Below are 24,368 nucleotides of genomic sequence, written 5' to 3'. Positions count from 1 at the left end.
TAAAAATAATATGCTTTGAAAAAATGATGAGAATACTTTTGTTATCGTTTTACTTCTATGAAAAATATGTTTTAAATTATAAGCAATTTTGTTAAATATTTGTTTTAAAATTAAGTTGAATATTATTATATATTACCTATTGGAATTTATGATTTGACTTTTTTTGACTTTTGTTTTATTATATATTTCAGAAGATATATAGAATAAAAATTTTAAAAGAGGTTATTAATATGATTAAACCATTATTTGATAATGTATTATTAAAAAAAGTAGAAGTAGAAAAAGCAACGACTAGTGGAATAGTATTAGCTTCAAAAGAAGAGACTTCAAATATTGCTGTAGTAGTTGCTTTAGGAGAAAGTTGTTTATTATCAAAAGATAATGATGGAGAACTTACGGAAGGAAGTAAAGTAGTATTTTCAGATAACTATAAAAAGGTAAATTTCAAAAACGAAGAGTATTTCTTAGTTAATGAAGAAGAAGTTTTAGCTGTTATTGAAGATTAAGTTTGTATTTAAAAAAGAGATATTTTAGTATTATAGGAGGAATCATGGTAAAGGAATTAAAATTTTCAGAAGATGCACGTCAATCGATGAAAGTTGGTGTGGATAAATTAGCAAATGCTGTAAAAATAACATTAGGACCAAAAGGGAGAAATGTTGTACTAGATAGAAAATTTGGTTCGCCATTAATAACTAACGATGGTGTATCAATTGCAAAAGAAATTGAACTGGAAGACCCATATGAGAATATGGGAGCAAAGTTAGTTGCTGAAGTTGCTAATAAAACAAATGAAATTGCAGGAGATGGTACAACTACTGCAACAATCCTTGCTCAAGCAATGATAACTGAAGGTTTAAAAAATGTTACAAGCGGAGCTAATCCAATAGGAATTAGAAAAGGTATGGAAAGAGCTGTAAAAGTAGCTGTAGAGCAACTTCGTGATATTAGTGTTACAGTCGATTCTAAGGATAAAATTGCTCAAGTAGGTGCAATCTCTGCTGCTGATGAAGAAATAGGAAAATTCATCTCAGAAGCTATGGATAAAGTGGGGAATGACGGAGTTATTACTATTGAAGAATCTCAAGGACTTGAAACTACGTTAGAAGTAGTAGAGGGGATGCAATTTGATAGAGGGTATTTATCTCCTTATATGGTTAGTGATACTGAGAAAATGATTGCTGATTTAGATAATCCTTACGTTCTTGTTACTGATAAGAAAATTAGTGCAGTTCAAGAAATTTTACCAGTACTTGAAGAAGTAGTTGCTGCTGCTAAACCATTATTAATTATTGCAGATGATATTGAGCAAGAAGCTGTTGCTACACTTGTTGTAAACAAACTTCGTGGTACATTTAATGTTGTAGCTGTAAAAGCTCCAGGATTTGGTGAAAGAAGAAAAGCAATTTTAGAAGATATTGCTATTTTAACAGGTGGAACATTAATTACTGACGATTTAGGTCTTGAGCTAAAAGACGCTAATATTACAATGCTAGGTAAAGCAGCTAAGGTTAATGTTACTAAAGACAATACTGTTATTGTTGGTGGTAAAGGTGATAAAGAAAAAATTGAAACTAGAACTCAACAAATAAAAGCACTATATGCAGAATCAAGTTCTGAATTTGATCGTGAGAAATTGCAAGAAAGACTAGCGAAACTTTCAGGTGGTGTTGCAGTAATTAAAGTTGGTGCAGCAACAGAAACTGAATTAAAAGAAAGAAAACTTCGTATAGAAGATGCTTTAAATTCAACACGTGCCGCGGTAGAAGAAGGTATAGTTCCTGGTGGTGGAACAGCACTTGTTCAAGTAATATCTGAGGTTGAAAAACTAGAAGCAACTGGTGATGAACAAACAGGTATTAACATAATTAAAAAAGCTCTTGAAGCTCCAGTTCGTCAAATTGCTGAAAATGCTGGATTAGAGAGTAGTGTTATCGTGGCTAAACTGAAAGAAGTTGAAGTAGGATATGGATTTAATGCAGCTACTGAAGAATGGGTAGATATGATCAAAGCTGGTATCGTAGACCCTACAAAAGTTACTCGTTCTGCCTTGCAAAATGCAGCGAGTGTATCAAGTTTATTCTTATCAACAGAAGCAGTAGTAGCAGATGTTTCAAAGGATGAACCTATGCAACCTCAAATGCCAATGATGTAAAATTTATAGATAAAACAAATAATTTGAATATTTTTCTATGATATTATAAAATAAAAACATAAGTAATAAAGGAGACGGAAATAATGAGAGAAATTACAGATAAAGAATTTTTTGAACTATCAAAAACTGATAGTGTAAAAGTATTTGACTTTTGGGCACCATGGTGTGGTCCTTGTAAAATGTTAGCACCTGTATTAGAAGAGGTTTCTAATGAATTAACTAACATTGAATTCTACAAAGTTAATGTTGATGAAAATCAAGAGGCAGCTGGTGAATATGGAATTATGTCAATTCCTACACTATTAATTATGAAAAATGGTGAAGTACTAGAAGAAAAAACTGGATACCAACCAAAAGAAGCATTAGTAGAATTATTATCAAAATACTAATAAAAAAAAGAGGCTGCAGGATTAATTTTCTGTGGCCTTTATTGCCTTAAATATTATAAAATCAGGAATAACTCGATTGCGAATTATTCCTGATTTTTTTAATATTAATAATTTTTTAAATATTGATCAATTTCCCAATCTGTAACTTGAGTTCTAAATGAATCCCATTCGATTGACTTCGCTTCTATAAAGTTATAGAAAATGTGATCACCAAGAGCTTCTTTCATAATAGAAGATGAAGATAATTCTTTTAGGGCTGTGTATAATGTTGATGGCAATTCATCGATTCCGTTAGCAATTCTTTCTTCAGGAGTCATAACATAGATATTACTTCTAACTTCTTCAGCCGGAATAAGTTTATTTTCAATACCATCTAAGCCAGCTGCTAAAATAGTAGACATAGCTAAGTATGGGTTTGCTGCTGGGTCTACCGATCTAACTTCAACACGAGTAGATTTACCACGAGCTGCTGGGATACGTACTAGAGGAGAACGGTTAGATGTTGACCATGCAACATAACAAGGTGCTTCGTATCCTGGTACTAGACGTTTGTATGAATTTACAGTAGGGTTACAAACAGCTGTGAAACTACGAGCATGTTTAAGAATTCCTGCGATAAAGTGTGAAGCAACTTCGCTTAAACCATTTTCGCTAGTTTCATCGTAAAAACTATTTTCCCCTTTACTAAATAATGAAACGTTACAGTGCATACCAGAACCATTAATACCAAAGATAGGTTTTGGCATGAATGTAGCATGTAGTCCATGTTTACGAGCAATAGTTTTAACGATTAATTTGAAAGTTTGAATATTATCACAAGCTGAAATTACGTCGTCATACTTGAAATCAATTTCATGTTGACCGGGTGCAACTTCGTGATGACTTGCTTCAATGTCAAATCCAAGGCGTTCTAATTCAAGTACGATGTCACGACGAACATTTTCTCCTAAATCAACTGGAGCAAGGTCGAAATATCCACCATTGTCATTTAATTCTAAACTAGGTTCCCCATTCTCTTTTAGTCTGAATAAGAAGAATTCTGGTTCTGGTCCAAGATTTAAAGTATCAAAACCAAGTTTTTTCATTCTTTCAAGAGTTCTTTTTAAATTACCGCGAGGATCTCCAGCAAATGGTTTTCCATCAACTGTGTATACATCACAGATAAAGCGGGCAACTTTTCCATATTCACTATCCCATGAAAATACTAAGAATGTACTTAAGTCAGGGTATAAGTACATATCACTTTCTTCGATACGAACGAAACCTTCAATTGATGAACCGTCAAACATCATTTTGTTATCTAATACTTTTTCAATTTGACTAACTGGTACTTCTACGTTTTTTATAGTTCCAGTAATATCAGTAAATTGTAATCGAATGTATTTAACATTTTCTTCTTCAATTCTTTTAATAATTTCTTCTCTAGTAATAGTTTTAGCCATGTCTTCTCCTTAAAACTCTGTAAAAAATTTGTTAAAAAATCTAACATTAAAATTTATTTTTTTTATTGTTATAAAATCTTGATAAGTCACCTCGTCCGATTGAGCGTTCCCTAGGTAATCCGTTTGGACCAGCAAATATATCGTTATGAATAATTTGTCTGATTTGTGTAGTTTCAGCAGATACGTCTTTTTCATTTATAATTTCATCTATTGCTTTTAAACTAAACCCCTTTGTAAGTAGATCTTTTATAGTTAATAGTTTATCAATATCATTAAATGAAAAAAGCCTAGTGTTTCCTTCAGTACGTTTAGGAGTGAATAGTTTTTTTTCTTCATAATATCTTATCTGTCTAGCTGTAAGTTGAGTAATTTTAGTTACTACACTTATAGAAAAAACAGGAAGATTTTTTTGTAATTCTTTAAACCCCATAAATGCACCTCTCAATTTAGATTTTGTGAAATAAATATTTTATATCTATTAGTATAATAACAAAATGAAAGTGAAAAATAAAGTATATGTTAAATAATCTAACATTAAAATTTTATGTTAACAGGAGAAGCATTATTATAGAGTTTTTTTAAATATATATATAAAGTGTGTTTAAAATTTTTAGAAATCGTGATAAAATAAAGCTATATAAAAAAAGAAAGGATGATAGTATGGCGATATTTTTATCTGTTATAGTTTTTATTGTCTCGTTTGTTCTACTTTTAGGTTCATACATAATATTAGTAGCAAATAAAAAAATAAAAAAAAGACGTATGGATAAGGTATTGACGTTGGTAGCAGCTTATAGTTTAGTTAGTGCTTTAGTGTTTTGCTATCAATATTTATACTTATAAGATAATATAAATTACAATTAAATATTAAGTTTGGATGTGAAAATTTTGAAAAAAGATTCCTTGTTTAAAGGGACTGCTATACTTAGCATAAGTTTAATCTTGACGAAAGTTTTAGGAGCTGTATATCTAATTCCGTTCTATCAAATTATTGGTGGAGAAGAGCAGATGGCCCTGTTCAATTATGGTTATAGTTATTATGCTACTATATTGGAGGTTTCTGCAGCGGGTGTTCCTTTAGCGATAGCAAAGTTAGTTGCAAAATACAATGCTTTAGGTGCCTATAGTATAAGTAGAAAAATTTATAGATTGGGTTCTTGGCTTCTCGTTGTAATGGGAATAATTGGTTTCTGTATTCTGTTCTTCGGTTCTGGATTTATTTCGGAACAGATATTAATTAGTAATCAACAGAAATTTACACCTCAAGAAGGAGCTTTGGTGCTTAGAAGTTTGAGTTTTGGAATACCACTTGTATTGATTTCAGCAGGTATTCGAGGACTCTTCCAAGGTCATGAGATTATGTTACCATCAGCATTAAGTCAATTTGTAGAACAAGTAGCCCGTATTGCTTTCATGTTAGGAGCAACATACTTTATCATGAGAGTTTTAGGTTATGGAGTCGTTGAAGGGAATGTTAGTGCAACTTTTGCTGCAGCAGTAGGAGCTGTGTTTTCTTTAATTACGCTATCCTTTTTTTATACTAAATATAGAAGAAGTTTAGATTTTAATACTCCAAAAGATAGTAATTCTATAGAAATTACTACTGGAGAGTTAGTAAAAGAATTTCTATCAGTTTCAATTCCTTTTATATTTATTGTTGGATTATTTCCGATTTTAAATATAATAGATCAACACAATTTTATTCATGGTATGACAAAAATAGGAAAAGCTGATATTGTTGATGGAAGGTTCTCTGCTTTACAACTTGTTAATAAAGTAGTAATGATAGCTGTAGCTATAGCCCCAGCATTTTCAAGTACATTTTTACCTTCTATTACGCGATTATTTGCCCAAGGTGATAAAGTAAGTGTAAGTACGCAGATTAATAAAGTCATATTGGCTCTTATGATGATGGTCTTACCGGCTTTGGTTGGTATGTTTGTTCTTGCTGATCCGCTATATTCTACATTTTATAGTCGAAGTCTTATAAATGCAGATTTACTTAGATTTTATTTACCACTTGCGATTTTATATTCTTTTTATAGTTTAACAAGTATTATAATGCAAGCAATAAATAAACAAATGATAAATCTTATAACTATAGTGATTGGATTGGCAGTTAAATATATGACTATTACTCCATTTGTAGTTAATTATGAGACAAACGGTGTAATTTTATCTTCAATAACAACTTATGTAGTTATGATTATAATTAACTTAGTAATTATAAATAGTGTTGTTAAACTTAAAGTTTTAGAATTTTTATCAAAATTAATTATTCTTTTAAGTAGTTGTTTCATTATGTTTATCGCAGTCGCTGCGGTTTATGATTCGATTGTCTCTAATTTTGTTATTGAGTCAAAAATCTCTAGTATGATATTAATTATAATATGTGCTGTTATAGGTGCTGCAGTCTACTTCTTTAGTATTACTAGAATGAAATTTGATAAGTATTTGTTTGGAAGAACAATAACCTTATCATCATTAAGAAATATGAGGAGAAGAGGATAGTGAGACTAGATAAATTTATAAGTACAACGACGACGCTAAGTAGAGCAGAAGCAAAAAAAATTATAAAAAAAGGAATATTAATTAATAATATTCTAGTAAAATCCCCTGATTATAAGGTTGATGAAATAAGTGATCAGGTTATAGTGAATGGAGAACGGTTAATTTATCAAGAGAATATTTATATAATGATGAATAAACCTAAAAATGTTATATCAGCTACAGAAGATGCGGTTGAAAAAACAGTAGTTGATATTTTAGAAGAGAAAGATCGCATATATAAAGTTTTTCCTGTTGGTAGACTAGACAAGGATACTGAAGGATTAATGTTACTGACGAATGACGGTGAGCTTGCTCATAAATTAATTTCCCCCAAAAAAGATGTAGAAAAAAAATACTATGTTGAAGTATCTGGAAAATTAAAAGATGAGTATATCGAATTTGTCGAGAATGGACTTATTATAGACGGAGGATATAAGTGTAAAAGTGCTCGCTTAGAAATACTCGAATCAAATGAAGAAAAAAGTAGAGCAAATATATTTATAACTGAAGGAAAGTTTCATCAAGTAAAAAGAATGATGAAAGCTCTAGGAACTACAGTAACATACTTAAAGAGATTGTCTATAGGATCATTAAAATTAGATGAAAATCTAAAATTAGGTGAATATAGATATTTAACAGAAAAGGAACTAAAAAATTTAAATAAATAATGGAGGGATATATTATGAATATCAATTTTAAACAAGAGGTTCAAAATCATAAGGAGGATCTATTAAAAGATTTATTCGATTTATTAAGTGTTCGTTCAATTTTAGGAACTGATGTAACTGAGGAAACTCCTTTTGGTAGCGGTCCAAGAGAAGCGCTAGATTTAATTTTATCATTTGGAGAACGTGATGGTTATAAAACTAAATTAGTAGAAAACAAAGCTGGTCACATTGAAGTTGGTGAAGGTGAAGAGTTATTCGGTATCCTTGGTCACGTCGATGTAGTGCCAGTAGTTGAAGCTGATTGGATTAGCCACCCGTTTAAACCAGAAGTTAGAGATGGGAAAATTTATGCTCGTGGATCTTTAGATGATAAAGGACCTACAATGGCTGCTTATTACGCTGTAAAACTTTTAGATAAACTGGGTGTGAAATGGAATAAACGTGTTCGTTTAATCATCGGTAGTGATGAAGAAACAGGATTTAGATGTGTTGAATCATACTTTAAACATGAAGAACAACCTGCTTTAGGATTTACACCAGATGCTATGTTCCCACTAGTTTATGCTGAAAAAGCACGTGTTACTTTTGATCATAAATTAATCTTTACAGATGAAGAAGGAACTTACGATTACAAACTTGTTAAATTTAATGGTGGACAAGTTCTTAATATGGTTATTGCAAGTGCAGAAGCAGAATTAGAAGGCGATGCTAGCGATATTAAAGAAAAATTTGAAAAATTCTTAGTTAATGAAAAACTAGAAGGAGAAGTTGAAGTTGGTAATACAATTAAACTTGTTCTAAAAGGTAAAGCTGCCCATGGATCAACACCACAATTTGGTATTAATGGTGCTACAAAATTAGCAGAATTTTTAAGCACATTAGGATTAGATGTTAATGGTAAAAACTTCGTTAGTTATATAGTAGAAAAATTAGCAAATGATCCATTCGGTGAAAAACTAGGGATAAATTATTCTGATGATGAAATGGGTGCATCAACATACAACTATGGTATTTTAAAATATGATTTAGCAGAAAAAGTTGGGGTAGTATCAACTGACTGCCGTCATCCTAAGAAATTTAATCTAGTTGAAAAACTTGAAACAATAAAAGTAGATAATGTAAATATTGAAGTAACTAGTACAAAAGAAGCACACTACGTACCAAAAGATGACGAGTTAGTTACTACTCTAATGGATGTTTATAGAAAGTATACAGGAGATACTGAAAATGATGCATTTGTACTTGGTGGTGGAACATATGCTAGATGCCTGAAAAAAGGTGTAGCATTTGGACTTCTTTTCCCAGGTAAACAAGATACAATGCACCAAGCTAATGAATTCTTAGAAATTGAAGATTTATTATTGGCAACTGCGATTTATGCAGAAGGAATTTATAAACTTTGTTGCGAATAAAAATTATATAAAAATATTTATTTGATATAATAATTTCAAAGGACAAGGTAACATAAAAACTCAATCTCAAAGATATTTTTACATATTTTTAATTTTTAAATTAGAATATCTTTGAGATTTTTAATTTTAATTAAAAATAGCATCTTGAAAAAAATGATTAAAGAATGTAAAATATATAGTGCATTATAGTTTTTAAAATTAGAAAAAGAGATTGAAGAAAGGAGCAGTAAGAAAATGTCTAAAGAATATTATCAAATGGGCTGGACTTTAGATGATACATATCAAGAAGATTATTTTTGTTCGAGAGATAATCAGAGATATTTTATTAAGAAAAATACTACTCCAATGATAGCAACTCTTTCAGCAGAAGGAATAGTCCCTAGGTTAAGATGGACTAAGCGTATAAGTAATGGAGATGTATTAATTGCTCAGGATTTTGAAAATGGTAGAACATTAAATACAGAGGACATGACGGATAGACGTATTCCCGAAATTTTAAAAAAAGTTCATGGATCTGAAAAGTTAAAAAAAATAATGAAAGCCCAAGGGTATACTGAGGAAACGGCTACAAGTTCATTATACAATTTAAAATCAATTATAGCAGATGAACTTCGTAAAAATAGTAATATAGTCAATGCTCTTAATTATTTAGAGAATTCTATTCCAGTTGATGAAGTTGAATATACGCCGTGTCATACAGATTTACATAAAGATAACTGGTTGTTATCTGATCAAGGGAAACTATTTTTAGTTGATTGGGAACACTCAATATTATGTGATCCAGCAATCGATATTTCATTTGTACTGTATAGATATATTCCTCAAAGCGAGTGGAATGAATGGTTAGCGATATATGGGCAAGAACCTACTTTAAAATATAGAAATAGATTGAAGTGGTATATAACGTTACAATCAGTTATTATGATAGTTTGGTATCATGAGAAAAAACAATTATCTGAAATGAACTCATGGTTAATCTTTTTAGATAGAATATTTAACGATTTTATTTAAAGCATTAAATAGGAAAAACCTAATTAATGCTTTTATTTTTTTTATAAACGGTGTAAAATATAAAGAGTAACATAATATGTGTTAAAATGAATCAAAATTGTGATTTTATATAGCTTAAGTAATATCAATTAATAAATTTATATTTTAAGACGAAAATTATTTTAATTTGATGATTTTACTGTTATGTTAATAGAAACTTATGGAGTAATAGCATGACTATAAAAAATTATAAATTATACCTGATAGATTTAGATGGTACTATATATAATGGAGAAAAAAAAATCAGGTATGCTAAAGAATTTGTTGAATATTTAAACGAAAAGAATATAGACTATTTATTTTTAACAAATAATTCGACGAAAGAACCAAAAGATGTCGCTGAGCATCTTAAGAAATTTGATATATACACTTCTGAAGAACATGTTTTTACTTCAAGTGATGCTACTAAAATTTATCTTGAATCTAAAGGATATAAAAACTTATATGTAATAGGAGAAGCTGGGGTAAAGAATACACTTAGTTCATTTTGCCAAAAGGATACTGAAGAAGATGTTGAAGCAGTAGTAGTAGGTCTAGATAGAGAACTTACATATGAAAAATTAGCTATTGCTACTAAAGCTATTTTAAATGGAGCAGAACTTATTGGTACTAATCCAGATACATTATTACCTACTGCACATGGTTTCGTGCCAAGTAATGGGGGGCAAGTCAAATATTTGGAATATGCAACTTCTACACTGGCTACAATTATAGGTAAACCTAGTAATATTATTATGGAATCTGCCATTAAATTATTCAATTATAGAAAAGATGAAATAGTAATGGTAGGTGATAATTATGATACAGACATTATGTCAGGCATAAATAGCGGAATAGATACAATTCATGTTCAAACAGGTGTGACAAGCTTCGAAGAATTGAAAGAAAAAGAGAAAAAACCAACGTATTCAATAGAAAACTTATATCAATTGATTAAATAGCGAGGAGAATATAAATGATTATAAAAACTGAAGAACAATTACAGAAAATGAAAGAAATAGGTTTCATCTGTGCAACAATTAGAGATGAAATGGTAAAAAAAGCAGTACCAGGAGTTTCAACAAAAGAACTTGATAATATTGCTAAAGAATTATTTGAAAAATATGGTGCAAAGTCAGCTCCAATAACTGAGTATGATTTCCCAGGATACACATGTATTTCGTTAAATTATCAAGCTGCACATGGTATCCCATCTAGTACTAAAATTTTAAAAGATGGAGATCTTCTTAATATTGATGTATCAGGATGTAAAGATGGTTACTATGCAGATACTGGTATTTCTTTTGTTGTTGGTAAAGTTGATGATCCGATGAAAGAAAAGGTCTGTGAAGTTGCTAAAGAAGCATTTTACGAAGGTATTAAACATGCTGTTGCTGGAAGAAAAATTAATCAAATTGGGAAAAATGTCCACAAAAAAATTAAAGAACATAAGTTAGAAGTAATTGAAAATTTAACAGGTCACGGAATCGGAACTTCATTACACCAAGAGCCACAACATGTTTTTAACTATTTTGATCCATGGGATAACATTATCCTAAAAGATGGTATGTGTTTGGCTGTAGAACCATTCGTATCTACAAAAGCAAAAACTGTAGGTAATTCAGATAGAGATGAATGGGAGTTAGTTGCAAACGATGGTTCTTACATAGCTCAATATGAACACACAATAGTAGTTCGTGAAAATCAAGAACCGTTAATCTTAACAAAAATAGACTAATTTTCATTGGAAAAAGTTGACAATTTAATAAAAATGATTTAAGATACTACTTATTAAAAAATTATGGAGAGAAGAAAATGGCAGAAAATTTAGTAATAGTCGAATCTCCTTCAAAGGCAAAAACTATTGAGAAATATCTAGGGAAAAAATACAGAGTAATATCTTCAAAAGGTCATGTAAGAGACCTACCTAAAAGTAGAATGGGAGTAGAAGTACTAGATAATGGGAATGTGGATGTTGATTATATTTCAATAAGAGGAAAAGGTGATGTAATCAAGTCTCTAAAAAAAGAGGCAAAAGGGAAAAAAGTTTTCCTAGCATCCGACCCTGATAGAGAAGGAGAGGCAATAGCATGGCATATTGCTCACATATTAGGATTAGATAATGATTCTGATAATAGAATAGTATTTAATGAAATAACAAAAGATGCGGTAAAGGATGCAATTAAACATCCAAGAAAAATTAATACGGATTTAGTTCAATCACAACAAGCAAGAAGAATTCTTGATCGACTTGTAGGTTATAATATTTCACCTGTTCTATGGAAAAAAGTTAAACCAAAGCTATCGGCTGGTCGAGTGCAAAATGCTGCATTAAAACTAATTGTTGATAGGGAAGAAGAGATACAAAAATTCGTACCTCAAGAATATTGGTCAATGCCTATAGATTTTATTAAAAATAGAAAAGTTTTAACAGCTAATTTCTATTCGTATAAAGGTAAAAAGATTAAACTTGAGAGCAAAAAAGATGTAGATAAAATAAGAAAAGTTATAGTAGGTGATACATTTAAAGTATTAGATGTAGCGAAAACTAAGAAAAATAGAAATGCTCCTAATGTCTATATTACTTCTACTATGCAACAAGATGCTTCAAGAAAGATTAATTTTAAAACTCGTAAAACAATGAGCGTGGCTCAAGAGTTATACGAAGGAATTAATCTTAAAAAATTGGGTGGCGTTACCGGGTTAATTACGTACATGAGAACAGACTCTACTAGAGTATCTGATGAAGCGGTAAAAATGGCTAGTGATTATATACTAAATAATTTTGGTAAAGATTATTTAGCCACATCAGTAAAATCAAGAAAATCTAGTAAGAATGTACAAGATGCTCATGAAGGGATAAGACCAACAAACATCAATTTTACTCCAGATTCTATTAAAGAATATTTATCGAATGATCAATATAAGTTATATAAATTAATCTGGGAAAGATTCCTTGCGAGTCGTATGAGTGCTGCAGTTTATGAAACGAGTACTACTACATTTGAAAATAATGAAGTTGTATATCGCGGAGCGCATTCTAAGCTTTTATTTAATGGATTCTTGGCAGTATTAAAAGAAAAAGAAAAAGTTAAATTAGCACCAGAATTTGAAGTTGGAGAAGATGCTAAGGTTAAAGAGATAAAAGAAGAGCAACACTTCACACAGCCACCAGCAAGATATTCTGAAGCAAAATTAATTGCTGAACTTGAAGAATTAGGTGTAGGTCGTCCATCAACTTATGCAACAATAGTGGATACTCTACAAAAAAGATATTATGCTAAGTTGCAAAATAAAGTATTTACTCCAACAGAATTAGGAACATTAGTAAGCAAAATTACCGAACAGTATTTCCCTGATATTATTAACACAAAATTTACTGCAAATCTTGAAAGTCAGCTAGATGATATTGCAGAAGGAAAAGTTGGATGGGAAAAAACAATTTATAATTTCTACAGTGGTTTTAGAAAAGATGTAGAAAAAGCGGAATCAGAAATGGAAAAAGTTGAAATAAAACAAGAATTTACTGGTGAATCTTGTCCAGAATGTTCATCTCCACTTGTATTCAAGTTAGGTAAATTTGGTAAATTCATAGCTTGTTCTAATTTCCCTGATTGTAGATATACAAATACAATTCAGAAAAAAGTAGGGGTAAAATGTCCAAAATGTAAGAAACATGATATATTAGAAAAGAAATCTAAAAAAGGTAAACTTTTCTATGGATGTGAAGGATTCCCAACTTGTGATTTTGTATCATGGGATAAGCCGATAAATAGAAATTGTCCTAAGTGTGATAATATTCTATTTGAAGGTAAAAAAGGTGTTCATTGTGATCACTGTGATTACAAAGAAGAAATTAAAAAATAAAAACAATAATAAAGATTTGATAATTTGTTTAATTGTTAAATCTTTTTAATTTTTAATTATTGATAGCTAATAATTTATTAGTATTAAAATAGCGTCTTCAAACACCATAAATTAATTGAGAAAACGATTAACTTATGTTATTTAAGAAGGTAATTATCTGAAAATTTAAAACATTTATCCAACAAAAAATGAAATATTTTTTAAAAATCTATTGACAAATATTAATAAATATATTATTGTATATAACATACTTTAAAAAACAAAAATTATTTGGAGGAGATGACATGTTGAAATTTTTAAAGAAAAATCCATATGTATCAATCGGACTTATGTTATTTGCACTGTTCTTTGGTGCTGGTAATTTAATTTTCCCAGCATTCCTAGGACAAAACGCTGGAAGTAATTTATCTACAGCGATGATAGGATTTATTATTATGGGAGTGGGATTACCACTTTTAGGAGTTATTGTAATGGGTTACTCAGGAGCTGAGGACTTATTAGATTTATCTAGTAGAGCAGGTAAAGGTTTCGGTATTGCTTTTACGACTTTATTATACTTAACAATCGGGCCTTTCTTTGCAATTCCTAGAACAGGGACTACAACTTACGAATTAGGATTATCAAGCTTTGTAGCACCTGAAAATACTACAATTGCTCAAGCTATTTTCTTAGCTTTATTCATGGGATTAACATTATGGTTAGCTATTAGCCCAAATAAACTAGTAGATAGAATTGGTACAGTAATTACACCAGTTTTACTACTTTCAATGGTTGTGTTAATTATTGCATCATTAGTTAAACCTATGGGTGTAGCTCAAGAACCTACTAAAACATATGCTACTACTTCATTAGCATTTACAAATGGTTTAATGGAAGGATACAATACTATGGATGCATTGGCATCATTAGTATTTGGTATTATCGTTATTAACTCTGTAAAACTATACGGAGCTAAAACTAAGAAAGAAGTGTTTAACAACACAGCAAAATCAGCAATTATTGCAGCTGTATTACTAGCTTTAGTTTATGTATTCATTTCAAATATTGGAGCTACATCTGTTTCAGTATTAGGATTACAAAAAACAGGTGCAGGAGTATTAACTGGAGCAACAACGTATTACTTCGGTAATGTTGGTAAATTATTATTATTCGTTATTGTATTCTTAGCTTGTCTAACAACAAGTGTAGGATTAGTAACAGCTTGTTCTTCATATTTCGTAAGATTATATGATAAAGTTAGCTATAAAACTTATGCTATTGCACTTACTTTATTCTCATTTGCAGTAGGTAACTATGGATTAGCTGCAATCATTCAAGGAGCAGTACCAGTACTAGTTTTATTATACCCATTAACAATGGTATTAATCCTATTAGGATTCTTAAATAATTTCTTCGGTGGAAAGAGAGTTGTTTATGTAACTACAGTATTATTTACAGGATTATTTAGTTTATATACAACTGTAATTTCAACATTTAAATTAGCAGTACCAGCTGTTGATAATTTATTAGCAAAAGTTAAATTCTTACCAGTACCTGCAGATTTTGCATGGTTAGACTTTGCATTAATCGGTTTTGTACTAGGTATCGTTTTAACTTTCTTTGTAAAAGAAAATAAATAATTAATTAAAAGATGATAGGAGTTTAATCTTCTATCATCTTTTAATTTTTTTGACTATTGTTTTGACAATGAGATAAAGCAATGGTATTATAGTAAGATGTAATCTTATATTTTTGAGGAAAAAAAAGATATAGAAAAAGAGTAATAAAATTTTGTTATTTTTATATAGGAGAAGCAATGGTTTTAGAATTTAGAGAATATAAAAAGAAAATAAAAAAAGATACAATCTTAGAATTAGATTTACAGGTGGACACAGGTGAAATTTTAACTATTATTAATAATAAATCGGAGGATATAGAACTTCTAAAAGATTCTTTTAGAAAAAGAACGAAGTATAAAGGGGAAATTCTTTTCGATAATGAGGATGTTAGTAAGCAAAAACTATTATTCACTAAGGATTTCGGATTTTATAACGATTTAACATTAATAAAAAATTTAAAAGTAGCGTTAGATTTGTTCAATGTAAAATTTTCAATTGATGATTTAGAAAATGATTTAGAATCTTTAAATCTTAAATCAAGTTCTAAGTATAAGGAATTACTTCCAAATGAAGTTAATAAATTTCATACATTATTTTCAATACTCGTAGATCAAAATGTTCTTATTATTGATAATACTGATAAAGCTTTAACTTCTGAAGATATGGAAGTTATAAGTGACTTTATTTTGGATAAATCAAATAATGCCAATGTAATTATTTTAGATACTATGTTAAATAGATATAACAGTATTGCTGATAAGGTTCTAGTTATTACTGACGGGATTAAATCATATTTTGGAAATCTTGAAGATTTATTAATCTTAAAACAACTTACTGCTATTAATATTTCTGACAACGAAAAACTAGATGATATACTATCTGGATATCAGTATACTATATATCATGATAATGAAATAGTAGTAAGAGAAGAGGTTCTTGAAGAAGTAGTTTATAGCCTATTAAAAAATAATATTGAAGTATATCAAATTCGTAACTTAGGTGAGAAAATTAAATTGTATGAGGGCGAGGCTGATCTATAATGTTTTTTAGGATTGAATTTGGTAAGTTATTTAGAAGAAAATTTAATTATCTATTCGCATTAATTTTAATTTTATTAAATTTAGGTATAGTTTTTAAATTAGATTCTTTATCATTATTTTATGATAAGTCTTTGGTGGATATTATTTTTAATATTGTATTAAAAATAGATTTAGTGATAATATTATTTATTATGGGATTGAATTACATCTTTTCGTACAGAGAAGATTATATTTCAAAGGTAAATGTTTTTCTTGAGATTCATAAAAAGAAAAGTGTCCGAGATTTTTCTTCAATCTTTGCTAATTTAATTTACTTTTTAGTTTATTATGCAATAATAGTATCAAGTTTATTAGCTTTATTATTTGTTCGTAAGAATAGTTTATTTAGTGAAATAAAATCGATTATGATGAATGTAAATACTGCAGGAGCATTCGCAACAATGTTAATATTATTGTTACTTTTTGCAAATATTATATTTTTATTATCGTTAAGATTATTCAATAATACTAATTTAGCTATTTCTGTTTCGCTTTTATACTTTTTAGGTGGAGAGGTAATTGCTAAGATGATTAAAACAAGGCTTAACTTTGCAAGTGAAAGAATAGATAATAGTGTGCTTACTATTTTTACTAAATCATTTAATAATTTGAATCAACATATTACATTTAACCTTACTACTTTTTTACCTGTAGTGTTAAATTTTGTTGGGTTAGTAATAGTTATTTATATAGTAAGATTAATAAAAAAAATATTCGGATAGAAGGAGATTTAAATGGATACACAGATATTAATTCAGTATGTAATAGTATTGCTTAGTTTGATACTATTAGAAGGATTATTGTCGGCAGATAATGCTATTGTACTAGCTGTTATGGTTAGACATCTTCCTCCGAAGGATCAAAAACATGCTTTAATGTATGGTCTTGCAGGAGCATTAATTTTTAGAATAATAGCAATTTTCCTAATTACAATTTTAGCACAGTATTGGGAAATACAGGTACTAGGTGGGCTATATTTAATATATATGGCTGGTACGCACATCAAGGAATTTTTTGATAAACAGAAACAAAAAGATTATGAAGAGGAAGTAAAAGCTCCAAAAAAACAAAGTGGTTTCTGGGCGACAGTTATAAAAGTAGAATTAACAGATATAGCTTTTGCTATCGATTCAATTTTAGCAGCTGTGGCAATTGCAATTACATTACCACATATCTCAGAGACATCAATCGGAGGGATTAACCTTGGACAATTTTCTGTTATGGTAATCGGTGGTTTTGTTGGGGTTATAATAATGCGTTATGCTGCTAATATTTTTATTAAAGTACTAGAAACTAAACCTGGTTTAGAAATCGCAGCTTTCTTAATAGTTGGCTGGGTAGGTATTAAACTATTTGTTATAGCAGCAGCTCATGAAAAACTAGGATTAATACCACACGATTTTCCTCATTCAACACTTTGGACTGTAATTTTCTGGGTTGTATTACTTGGATTATTAGTTTGGGGAGTTTTAGTATCAAAAAGATTTGAAAATAAATAATATATAAAAAGAAGAGATGATATAGTTATTATCTCTTCTTTTTCTGTTAACTTGGACTTCTAGTTTTCATATACACATAGAAAGATATGTGATATAATTTAAAAATATATTAAATTAGATTTAGGAGGAAAAAATGGCATTCGATGGTTTTTTTGTAAGAAAGATGGTAAAAGAATTAGAAGAAAGTATATTACAAGGACGAATAAATAAAGTAAATAATCTATCAACAGATGAGTTCGTCTTTTCAATAAGAAAAGGGAAAAATTTGAAATTATTTCTATCGGCAAATCCAAGTGCATCTAGAATACAATTAACTAATAATAGTTATGAAAATCCTTCAACACCATCAAATTTTTGTTCTGTACTTAGAAAATACTTAACAGGTGGGATAATACAAGAAATAAATCAAGTAAATAATGATCGTATTTTGGTTTTTAAAATTAAAAATTTTGATGACCTTGGATATGAGAAATACTATTATTTAATAACAGAACTAATGGGGAAACATTCTAATATTATTTTAACTAATGAAGATAATATTATACTTGAATCATTGAAAAATAGTTATAGTCTTGAATATAAACGATCTACAATTTCAAACATGGCTTATACTTTACCTCCTACTAAAGAGAAATTTGATCCATTCGACTATGACAAATATAAAAATTTAGAATTTGATAATAAAGATAAGAAGTTTTTAATGAAAAATTTCTATGGTGTTTCTGCTTTATTAAATAATTATTTCGAAAAATATTCTGAGTTGAATTTAAAAAATGCTTTTCTAAATTTCTGTGAGGAATTTGATAAGTATAATAAGCCTATTTTGATAGAAGAAAATGGTAAAAAGGATTTTTACTTCTTTGACGTTAAAGAATATAGTAAAGAGTTTGATTCGTTATCACAACTCCTTGATTACTACTATATGGACATAGCCAGAGAATCAATTAATAAGAATACTGACAGAAAACTATTTAATTTTATTAATACAAAAATAAATAGACTAAATAAAAAGTTAAGTATATTAGAAAGTGAGCTTATTCAAGCTGAAAATAGGGATGATTACAAATTAAAAGGTCAGCTATTGATTTCTAATATTTATTTATTTAAAAGAGAGATACCAGAAACAGTAACGTTGCAGAATTTTTATAGTGAAGATTTATCTGAAATTGAGATAGAATTAGATCCGAGTTTAACTATTGAAAAAAATTCGGAGAAATATTTTAATCTTTATAAAAAGAATAAGAGAACAATTGAGAATCTAATTGAACAAATAGAGATAGCTAAAGAAGATTTAGGATACTTTGAGACGATAAAATTCCAACTTGAAAATGCGGATAAAACTGATATAGCAGAAATCAAAGAAGAATTGATTGCTAATGGGATTTTAAAAGAAAAGATAAAAATTAATAAGAAAAAAAACAAGAGTAATTATTTTATTATTCATCATAATGAGACAGCAATTTATGTTGGAAAGAATAATCTTCAAAATGATACTATTACAAATAAATTAGCAAGACGAGACTATTTATGGCTTCATGCAAAAGATATTCCAGGTAGTCATGTTGTAATTTTTGATAATAATCCAAGTGAAGATACAATAGAAGTTGCATCAATGTTAGCTGCATACTATTCGAAGTTTAAAAACGAAGAATATGTTAATGTAGATAGAACATTAATAAAAAATGTGAAAAAAATATCTGGTGCCAAACCTGGATTAGTAACGTATATAGGACAAAAAACTGTTAAGCAAAAGATAGATAAAGATCTAATTGGACAGCTTTTAACAAACGATAAAAATTAAATATTAAACATCAAAGGAAGGTAAACATATGAATGATAAATTGGATGTAAAAACAGCCATAAAAGATACATTACCAACCGTGTTTGGATATATAGGTATAGGTTTGGCGTTTGGAATTATAGCTAGTTCAGTGGGGATTAATCCTTTCTTTGTGGGAGCAATGTCATTATTTATTTATGCAGGAGGAGCTCAATTTATTACAGTGAGTATGCTCTCAAGCGGTGCTCCTATACTTTCAATCATATTAGCAACATTTCTAATTAATTCGAGGATGATATTAATGAGTATGGCAGTAGCTCCATTTTTTAAACGTTATAGTTTGTTTAAGAATATAGTAGTCGGAACTTTTTTAACTGATGAGAGTTTTGCTTTAGGAATGAATAAGCAAAACTATACAGGTGGAAATCTTACTTATGAATGGTTTAATGCAGCAAATTTAATATCTTATTTTACATGGTTTACTTCATCAGTAGCAGGAGCATTATTAGGAGGAATAGTTAAGGATCCCAAACCTCTTGGTTTAGATTTTGCTTTAGTAGCAATGTTTATAGGATTGTTGTACCTGCAAGTATTATCAGATTTTACTATTAAGAAAAAGGTTCAGTTTATTGTTATTACCGTTGTGTTATTTTTAGTATATTTTGGAATGATTTTTATTCCTAGTAATGTATTGATAATAGTAGTTACTTTAATAGGGTGTGCGATAGGAGTGGTTTTAAAAAATGTTATCAACTAGTTATATTCTCTTAACAATATTGGGATGTACAATTGTAACATGTTTATCTAGAGTACTTCCATTTGTATTATTGAAAAAATTTGATCTGCCAAAAGCGGTAATTGAGTATCTTAGTTTTGTACCAATTGTAATAATGTCAGCGCTATGGTTTGATAGTTTATTTATACAAAAAATTGGAGAATTTCCTCAAATCAATTATGAAAATCTACTAGCGTCTCTACCTACAGTAGTTAGTGCTATTATATCAAAAAGTCTTCTAGTAATTGTTGTAGTTGGAATAGTATCTTTAGCAATAATAAGATATGTTTTTTAGAAAGTATAGATTAAGATTGTGATGTTTATTAGAAATAAAAATTAAGAATTTTTAAAAAATACTAACAAATTAATTTTCAACTTAAATATACATGTTTATAGTTTAAATTTTTTTTGATTTATGGTATTATAAAAAGATAATAAAACATAATAGAAGGATACGAAAAATGGAGAAAGGATTACTAATAGTTCTTTCAGGACCTTCAGGAGTAGGTAAAGGTACTGTAAGAAAGAGAATTTTTGAAAGTAATGATGTTGACTTCGAATATTCAATTTCAATGACTTCAAGAGGCATGAGGCCTGGAGAAGAAGATGGAGTTGATTATTTCTTTAAAACAAAAGAAGAATTTGAAAGTTTAATTCAACAAGGTGAATTATTAGAATATGCTCAGTATGTCGACAATTATTATGGAACTCCCGTTAAGTACGTTAGGGAGACGATGGAAAAAGGAAAAGATATATTTTTAGAAATTGAAGTCCAAGGTGCTGAGAAAGTTAAAAGTAAAATTCCAGATGCCTTATTTATATTTTTAGCTCCACCAAGTATTGCAGATCTTAAAGATAGATTAAAAGGTCGTGGTACTGAAAGCGATGAAGTAATAGAATCACGTATAGCTAAGGCGAAAAAAGAAATTAATATGATGCATCTATATGATTATGTTGTAGAGAATGATGAAGTAGATAAAGCTGTAGAAAGAATCAAAGCGATTATACTTAGTGAACATTTAAAACGTGAACGTATAGAAATGAAATATAGAAGAGCATTATTAGAATTAGAAGAAATGTAGGAGAAGAAGATGTTATATCCAAAATTAGATGTATTAAAATCAAAAGTAAATTCAAAATATATGTTAGTTTCATTAGCAAGTAAAAGAGCTAGAGAATTATTTGCAAACCCTGAAACAGCAAAATTAGATAAATATACTTCTCATAAAGAAGTAGGTAAAGCATTAGAAGAAATTGCTGAAGGGAAAATTTCAGTTTTAGAAAAATAGTTTAAAATATTGTTTACAAAATAATATTTTTAGTGTAAAGTAGTATAAGTGTTTTTCTTTGAGTGATCGCGGCAGTAATGCTGAGGAAAGTCCATACTCACACAGGCTGAGATGCTTGTAGTGTTCAACGCTAAACGAAAAAATAAGTTTAGGCACCTTATGGTGACGGCAGAAAATATAATCTAAGTAGTTTTCTATATGGTTATATGTCTTGAAAGTGCCACAGTGACGGAGTTCTTGTAGAAATATAAGAAGTGGAACGCGGTAAACCCCTTGAGTGAGCAATTCAAATTTTGGTAGAAGCACTTATTCCGCAGAAATGAATGTAGGAATAGGAAATATGTATTTATTTAGACAGATGATCACAGCTATTTTTACGAGAGTAGACTAGACTCGATTGAGTAAGGTAGATACAGAATATGGCTTATGATAAGAAAAATAACTAGTTCTAGGGGCTCTTAGGAGCCTCTTTTTTTAAGGAGGAAGAGATGAAATTTAATTTAGTAGCAACAACCCCTATGGGTATTGAAGCAATAGTGGCTAAAGAAGTTCAAGAGTTAGGTTATGAAACAAAAGTAGAAAATGGGAGAGTTTATTACTCTGGAGATAAAAGAGCGATAGTTCGTTCAAATCTATGGTTAAGATGTGCTGATAGAGTGAAAATCGTTGTTGCACAATTTCCAGCTTATACTTTTGAGGAGTTATTTGAAAAAACAAAAGAAATAGAATGGGATAAATATCTTCCAGTAGATGCTAAATTCCCTGTAGATGGACGTAGTCATAAGTCTACATTATTCAGTGTTTCAGACTGTCAATCAATTGTTAAAAAAGCAATAGTAGAAAAAATGAAGAAGAGTTATGGTGTTACTGGATGGTTAACAGAAACTGGTGCTAGATATAGATTAGAGATAATTATGTTAAATGATATTGCAACCATTCTATTGGATACTTCTGGAGATGGTCTTCATAAACGTGGATATCGAGCTAAACAAGGAACAGCACCATTAAAAGAAACACTAGCAGCAGCAATGGTCAAACTAACTAACTGGAAAGGTGAAACACCTTTATATGACTTATTCTGTGGATCTGGAACATTATTGATAGAAGCGGCTATGGCAGCTCAAAATATGGCTCCTGGTATTAATAGAAACTTTGACTTTGAAAAGTGGCCATGGATGCCAAAAAGTCTTGTAGAAGAAGAAAGAAATAAGGCAGAAGATCTTATTGATTATGATAAAGAATTAGAATTATATGGTTCTGATATTGATCCTAAAATGATAGCGACAGCTGAAAATAATGCTGAGGAAATTGGTCTTGCAGGAGTAATTAAGTTCAAACAAATGTCGGTATTTGACTTTGTAGCCAAAAAAGAAACTGGATGTGTAATTGCAAATCCACCTTATGGTGAACGTCTTGGTGAGAAAAAAGAAGTAGAAGCAATGTATAAGTTTTTAGGAACTGAGCTTAAAAATAAGAAACATTGGTCACTTTATTTATTAACATCTCATAAAATGTTTGAACATTTATATGGAAAAAAAGCTACAAAAAGAAGAAAACTTTTTAATGGTTCCATTGAATGTACCTATTATCAATACTGGGGAGAAAAATTAAGATAACATTTGACAATTATAAAAATATATCATAAAATAAGGATGTAAGTAGAGTTATATTAAAAAGAAAAGAGGTTGAGTTTATGCATTTAACAAAGAGTACTGAACAAGCAATCTGTATAATGGTTATGTTATACCTTCAAGATAGACATGTTTTCTTGAATTCTAAGGAAATAAGCCAGCGTTTAAATATTTCTCCAACATATCTGAAAAAAATTATGAGAAAATTGGTTGTCAATGATCTAGTAAAAGCTAACACTGGTATTGGAGGGGGATATAAATACAAGTCAAATAAAAAAGTTACTTTATATGATATATATGTAGCGTTAAATGACGAAGTAGAAATTTTTGCACTGAAAACAGATTACGTTTCAAAAATTTTTGAAGGGGCCTTAGCAGTCGATAAACGTTACAGTAAGTACTTGAAAAAAGTTAACACTGTAAATAAAGCGATTAAAACTGCTTTAGAAGAAATTACAATCGAAAACTTAGTTGAAGATATTCTTGAAGAAAATTCTAAGATTAGACTAGATTGGAATAATTGGGAAGACGAATTTGAAAGAGTTAATGTTTTCTTTAAAGGATAATAAAAAACGGTTATGATTTTTCATAACCGTTTTTTATTATAGAGCGCTAGCGAATGCTTCAATAAATTTATCAATGTTTTCGAAATCTTCGTCAGTATCTGCTTCAATTTCAATCTTAAGATTTTCAGTTGGATTAGTAGCACCAGTTTTTGCGATTTGCTCATCGAATTGATCTACACAAACACAGTACTCATCGTAGATAGTATCACCAGTTCCAATAACCCCATAGATTTTTCCTTCATAGTTTTTGTCTGCTAATGCTTCGTAAAATTCTTCCATTTCTTCAGGTAGTTCACCTTCACCATATGTATAACTTGCAACGATAAAAGCATCTGCATCGTCTAGAAAATCAAAATCTTCCATGTCTTCGATAAATAGTTTTTCTATTTCTAGACCTTTTTCTTCTTCGAATTTTTCAATTATCAAATCAGATAACATTTCAGTATTACCTGTTAAACTTGCGTAAACTAATTTAATATTCAAAAAAACCCCTCCATTCTATTAGTAAATAAATAATAACTAATCATTATTATAACTTATTAAAAATATTAAGTAAATAAAAAGAATTTATAAAATAAACTTTTTTTGTAGTGTTACAATTGATGTGAGACAAAATATAAAAAAAGAAGAGTAAATCCT

25 protein-coding genes and 1 other RNA gene are annotated in these 24,368 nt (G+C 29.4%); 23 read left to right on the top strand and 3 right to left on the bottom strand.

Going from position 1 to position 24,368, the window contains the following annotated elements; genetic code table 11:
* Window positions 1–230 precede the first annotated feature (230 nt).
* The 3 genes from RYK99_RS02470 to trxA all read left to right on the top strand — a co-directional run bounded on the left by RYK99_RS02470 (window position 231) and on the right by trxA (window position 2,544).
* A complete protein-coding gene (locus RYK99_RS02470) occupies window positions 231–506 on the top strand; it encodes a co-chaperone GroES (protein ID WP_314989835.1) in 276 nt (91 codons plus the stop codon).
* 44 nt (window positions 507–550) lie between these two features.
* Window positions 551–2,155, top strand: coding sequence for a chaperonin GroEL (gene groL / locus RYK99_RS02465; protein ID WP_314989833.1), 1,605 nt, complete (start codon window positions 551–553; stop codon window positions 2,153–2,155).
* 83 nt (window positions 2,156–2,238) lie between these two features.
* Entirely contained in the window at window positions 2,239–2,544 is a 306-nt protein-coding gene (gene trxA, locus RYK99_RS02460; RefSeq protein WP_048802943.1) for a thioredoxin, read from the top strand.
* A 104-nt stretch (window positions 2,545–2,648) separates the two neighbouring features.
* Here the strand turns inward: trxA and glnA are convergent, their stop codons facing one another.
* Both glnA and RYK99_RS02450 read right to left on the bottom strand, forming a co-directional pair.
* The gene (glnA, locus tag RYK99_RS02455; RefSeq protein WP_314989830.1) at window positions 2,649–3,986 is read right to left on the bottom strand and encodes a type I glutamate--ammonia ligase; all 1,338 of its coding nucleotides are present in this window, start codon (window positions 3,984–3,986) and stop codon (window positions 2,649–2,651) included.
* Window positions 3,987–4,032: 46 nt separating this feature from the next.
* Window positions 4,033–4,416, bottom strand: a complete 384-nt coding sequence (locus tag RYK99_RS02450) for a MerR family transcriptional regulator (RefSeq protein WP_314989828.1) — start codon at window positions 4,414–4,416, stop codon at window positions 4,033–4,035.
* 230 nt (window positions 4,417–4,646) lie between these two features.
* Between RYK99_RS02450 and RYK99_RS02445 the strand changes: the two genes are divergently transcribed.
* From RYK99_RS02445 to RYK99_RS02350, 20 genes are all read left to right on the top strand, one after another.
* A complete protein-coding gene (locus RYK99_RS02445; RefSeq protein ID WP_314989826.1) occupies window positions 4,647–4,829 on the top strand; it encodes a hypothetical protein in 183 nt (60 codons plus the stop codon).
* 36 nt (window positions 4,830–4,865) lie between these two features.
* Complete coding sequence (locus tag RYK99_RS02440) at window positions 4,866–6,497, top strand: polysaccharide biosynthesis protein (protein ID WP_314989824.1); 1,632 nt, start codon at window positions 4,866–4,868, stop codon at window positions 6,495–6,497.
* The gene (locus tag RYK99_RS02435) at window positions 6,497–7,204 is read left to right on the top strand and encodes a 16S rRNA pseudouridine(516) synthase (protein WP_314989822.1); all 708 of its coding nucleotides are present in this window, start codon (window positions 6,497–6,499) and stop codon (window positions 7,202–7,204) included. Before RYK99_RS02440 ends, RYK99_RS02435 begins: the two co-directional genes overlap by 1 nt.
* Window positions 7,205–7,218: 14 nt before the next feature.
* Window positions 7,219–8,616, top strand: a complete 1,398-nt coding sequence (gene pepV, locus RYK99_RS02430; protein WP_314989820.1) for a dipeptidase PepV — start codon at window positions 7,219–7,221, stop codon at window positions 8,614–8,616.
* A 234-nt stretch (window positions 8,617–8,850) separates the two neighbouring features.
* The gene (locus RYK99_RS02425) at window positions 8,851–9,627 is read left to right on the top strand and encodes a phosphotransferase family protein (RefSeq protein ID WP_314989818.1); all 777 of its coding nucleotides are present in this window, start codon (window positions 8,851–8,853) and stop codon (window positions 9,625–9,627) included.
* Window positions 9,628–9,839: 212 nt separating this feature from the next.
* Window positions 9,840–10,607 (top strand): TIGR01457 family HAD-type hydrolase, encoded by a 768-nt coding sequence (locus RYK99_RS02420; RefSeq protein WP_314989816.1) that lies wholly within the window; start codon window positions 9,840–9,842, stop codon window positions 10,605–10,607.
* 14 nt (window positions 10,608–10,621) lie between these two features.
* On the top strand, window positions 10,622–11,383 hold the full coding sequence (map, locus tag RYK99_RS02415) for a type I methionyl aminopeptidase (protein WP_003146873.1): 762 nt from the start codon (window positions 10,622–10,624) through the stop codon (window positions 11,381–11,383).
* Window positions 11,384–11,460: 77 nt separating this feature from the next.
* Window positions 11,461–13,512 (top strand): type I DNA topoisomerase, encoded by a 2,052-nt coding sequence (gene topA, locus RYK99_RS02410; protein ID WP_314989813.1) that lies wholly within the window; start codon window positions 11,461–11,463, stop codon window positions 13,510–13,512.
* 284 nt (window positions 13,513–13,796) lie between these two features.
* Entirely contained in the window at window positions 13,797–15,131 is a 1,335-nt protein-coding gene (brnQ, locus tag RYK99_RS02405) for a branched-chain amino acid transport system II carrier protein (RefSeq protein ID WP_314989811.1), read from the top strand.
* A 176-nt stretch (window positions 15,132–15,307) separates the two neighbouring features.
* On the top strand, window positions 15,308–16,150 hold the full coding sequence (locus tag RYK99_RS02400; protein WP_314989810.1) for an ABC transporter ATP-binding protein: 843 nt from the start codon (window positions 15,308–15,310) through the stop codon (window positions 16,148–16,150).
* Window positions 16,150–16,911 (top strand): iron ABC transporter permease, encoded by a 762-nt coding sequence (locus RYK99_RS02395; protein ID WP_314989808.1) that lies wholly within the window; start codon window positions 16,150–16,152, stop codon window positions 16,909–16,911. Before RYK99_RS02400 ends, RYK99_RS02395 begins: the two co-directional genes overlap by 1 nt.
* A gap of 12 nt (window positions 16,912–16,923) precedes the next feature.
* A complete protein-coding gene (locus RYK99_RS02390) occupies window positions 16,924–17,688 on the top strand; it encodes a TerC family protein (RefSeq protein WP_314989805.1) in 765 nt (254 codons plus the stop codon).
* A gap of 133 nt (window positions 17,689–17,821) precedes the next feature.
* Window positions 17,822–19,489, top strand: a complete 1,668-nt coding sequence (locus RYK99_RS02385) for an NFACT RNA binding domain-containing protein (protein ID WP_314989804.1) — start codon at window positions 17,822–17,824, stop codon at window positions 19,487–19,489.
* A 28-nt stretch (window positions 19,490–19,517) separates the two neighbouring features.
* Window positions 19,518–20,225 (top strand): AzlC family ABC transporter permease, encoded by a 708-nt coding sequence (locus tag RYK99_RS02380; protein ID WP_314989803.1) that lies wholly within the window; start codon window positions 19,518–19,520, stop codon window positions 20,223–20,225.
* Window positions 20,212–20,538 carry an AzlD domain-containing protein gene (locus RYK99_RS02375; RefSeq protein ID WP_314989801.1) on the top strand — a complete coding sequence of 109 codons (327 nt, stop codon included), beginning with the start codon at window positions 20,212–20,214 and terminating at the stop codon, window positions 20,536–20,538. The genes RYK99_RS02380 and RYK99_RS02375 overlap by 14 nt, the downstream gene beginning before the upstream one ends.
* Window positions 20,539–20,704: 166 nt before the next feature.
* Complete coding sequence (gmk, locus tag RYK99_RS02370; protein ID WP_314989800.1) at window positions 20,705–21,325, top strand: guanylate kinase; 621 nt, start codon at window positions 20,705–20,707, stop codon at window positions 21,323–21,325.
* 9 nt (window positions 21,326–21,334) lie between these two features.
* The gene (gene rpoZ, locus RYK99_RS02365) at window positions 21,335–21,532 is read left to right on the top strand and encodes a DNA-directed RNA polymerase subunit omega (protein WP_003146858.1); all 198 of its coding nucleotides are present in this window, start codon (window positions 21,335–21,337) and stop codon (window positions 21,530–21,532) included.
* A gap of 54 nt (window positions 21,533–21,586) precedes the next feature.
* Window positions 21,587–21,964: RNase P RNA component class B (gene rnpB / locus RYK99_RS02360), an RNA gene on the top strand.
* A gap of 56 nt (window positions 21,965–22,020) precedes the next feature.
* On the top strand, window positions 22,021–23,148 hold the full coding sequence (locus RYK99_RS02355; RefSeq protein ID WP_314989797.1) for a class I SAM-dependent RNA methyltransferase: 1,128 nt from the start codon (window positions 22,021–22,023) through the stop codon (window positions 23,146–23,148).
* Window positions 23,149–23,225: 77 nt separating this feature from the next.
* The gene (locus RYK99_RS02350; RefSeq protein WP_314989795.1) at window positions 23,226–23,729 is read left to right on the top strand and encodes an Rrf2 family transcriptional regulator; all 504 of its coding nucleotides are present in this window, start codon (window positions 23,226–23,228) and stop codon (window positions 23,727–23,729) included.
* Between the two features lie 36 nt (window positions 23,730–23,765).
* Here RYK99_RS02350 and RYK99_RS02345 read toward each other — a convergent pair whose 3' ends face one another.
* A complete protein-coding gene (locus RYK99_RS02345) occupies window positions 23,766–24,212 on the bottom strand; it encodes a flavodoxin (protein WP_271965549.1) in 447 nt (148 codons plus the stop codon).
* Between the last annotated feature and the right edge of the window lie 156 nt (window positions 24,213–24,368).

The organism is uncultured Gemella sp. (assembly GCF_963537375.1).
Lineage (GTDB): Bacteria > Bacillota > Bacilli > Staphylococcales > Gemellaceae > Gemella.
This window is presented reverse-complemented; position numbering and strand designations above follow the sequence as displayed.

Excerpts from the sequence above, each read along its gene's own strand:
- RYK99_RS02375 (WP_314989801.1), top strand. The coding sequence starts at position 20,212 with ATGTTATCAACTAGTTATATTCTCTTAACAATATTGGGATGTACAATT.
- gmk (WP_314989800.1), top strand. The coding sequence starts at position 20,705 with ATGGAGAAAGGATTACTAATAGTTCTTTCAGGACCTTCAGGAGTAGGT.
- RYK99_RS02400 (WP_314989810.1), top strand. The coding sequence starts at position 15,308 with ATGGTTTTAGAATTTAGAGAATATAAAAAGAAAATAAAAAAAGATACA.
- groL (WP_314989833.1), top strand. The coding sequence starts at position 551 with ATGGTAAAGGAATTAAAATTTTCAGAAGATGCACGTCAATCGATGAAA.
- RYK99_RS02420 (WP_314989816.1), top strand. The coding sequence starts at position 9,840 with ATGACTATAAAAAATTATAAATTATACCTGATAGATTTAGATGGTACT.
- RYK99_RS02450 (WP_314989828.1), bottom strand. The coding sequence starts at position 4,416 with ATGGGGTTTAAAGAATTACAAAAAAATCTTCCTGTTTTTTCTATAAGT.
- RYK99_RS02445 (WP_314989826.1), top strand. The coding sequence starts at position 4,647 with ATGGCGATATTTTTATCTGTTATAGTTTTTATTGTCTCGTTTGTTCTA.
- RYK99_RS02395 (WP_314989808.1), top strand. The coding sequence starts at position 16,150 with ATGTTTTTTAGGATTGAATTTGGTAAGTTATTTAGAAGAAAATTTAAT.
- RYK99_RS02350 (WP_314989795.1), top strand. The coding sequence starts at position 23,226 with ATGCATTTAACAAAGAGTACTGAACAAGCAATCTGTATAATGGTTATG.
- glnA (WP_314989830.1), bottom strand. The coding sequence starts at position 3,986 with ATGGCTAAAACTATTACTAGAGAAGAAATTATTAAAAGAATTGAAGAA.
- RYK99_RS02355 (WP_314989797.1), top strand. The coding sequence starts at position 22,021 with ATGAAATTTAATTTAGTAGCAACAACCCCTATGGGTATTGAAGCAATA.
- pepV (WP_314989820.1), top strand. The coding sequence starts at position 7,219 with ATGAATATCAATTTTAAACAAGAGGTTCAAAATCATAAGGAGGATCTA.
- RYK99_RS02470 (WP_314989835.1), top strand. The coding sequence starts at position 231 with ATGATTAAACCATTATTTGATAATGTATTATTAAAAAAAGTAGAAGTA.
- RYK99_RS02380 (WP_314989803.1), top strand. The coding sequence starts at position 19,518 with ATGAATGATAAATTGGATGTAAAAACAGCCATAAAAGATACATTACCA.
- map (WP_003146873.1), top strand. The coding sequence starts at position 10,622 with ATGATTATAAAAACTGAAGAACAATTACAGAAAATGAAAGAAATAGGT.
- RYK99_RS02390 (WP_314989805.1), top strand. The coding sequence starts at position 16,924 with ATGGATACACAGATATTAATTCAGTATGTAATAGTATTGCTTAGTTTG.
- trxA (WP_048802943.1), top strand. The coding sequence starts at position 2,239 with ATGAGAGAAATTACAGATAAAGAATTTTTTGAACTATCAAAAACTGAT.
- rpoZ (WP_003146858.1), top strand. The coding sequence starts at position 21,335 with ATGTTATATCCAAAATTAGATGTATTAAAATCAAAAGTAAATTCAAAA.
- RYK99_RS02425 (WP_314989818.1), top strand. The coding sequence starts at position 8,851 with ATGTCTAAAGAATATTATCAAATGGGCTGGACTTTAGATGATACATAT.
- brnQ (WP_314989811.1), top strand. The coding sequence starts at position 13,797 with ATGTTGAAATTTTTAAAGAAAAATCCATATGTATCAATCGGACTTATG.
- topA (WP_314989813.1), top strand. The coding sequence starts at position 11,461 with ATGGCAGAAAATTTAGTAATAGTCGAATCTCCTTCAAAGGCAAAAACT.
- RYK99_RS02385 (WP_314989804.1), top strand. The coding sequence starts at position 17,822 with ATGGCATTCGATGGTTTTTTTGTAAGAAAGATGGTAAAAGAATTAGAA.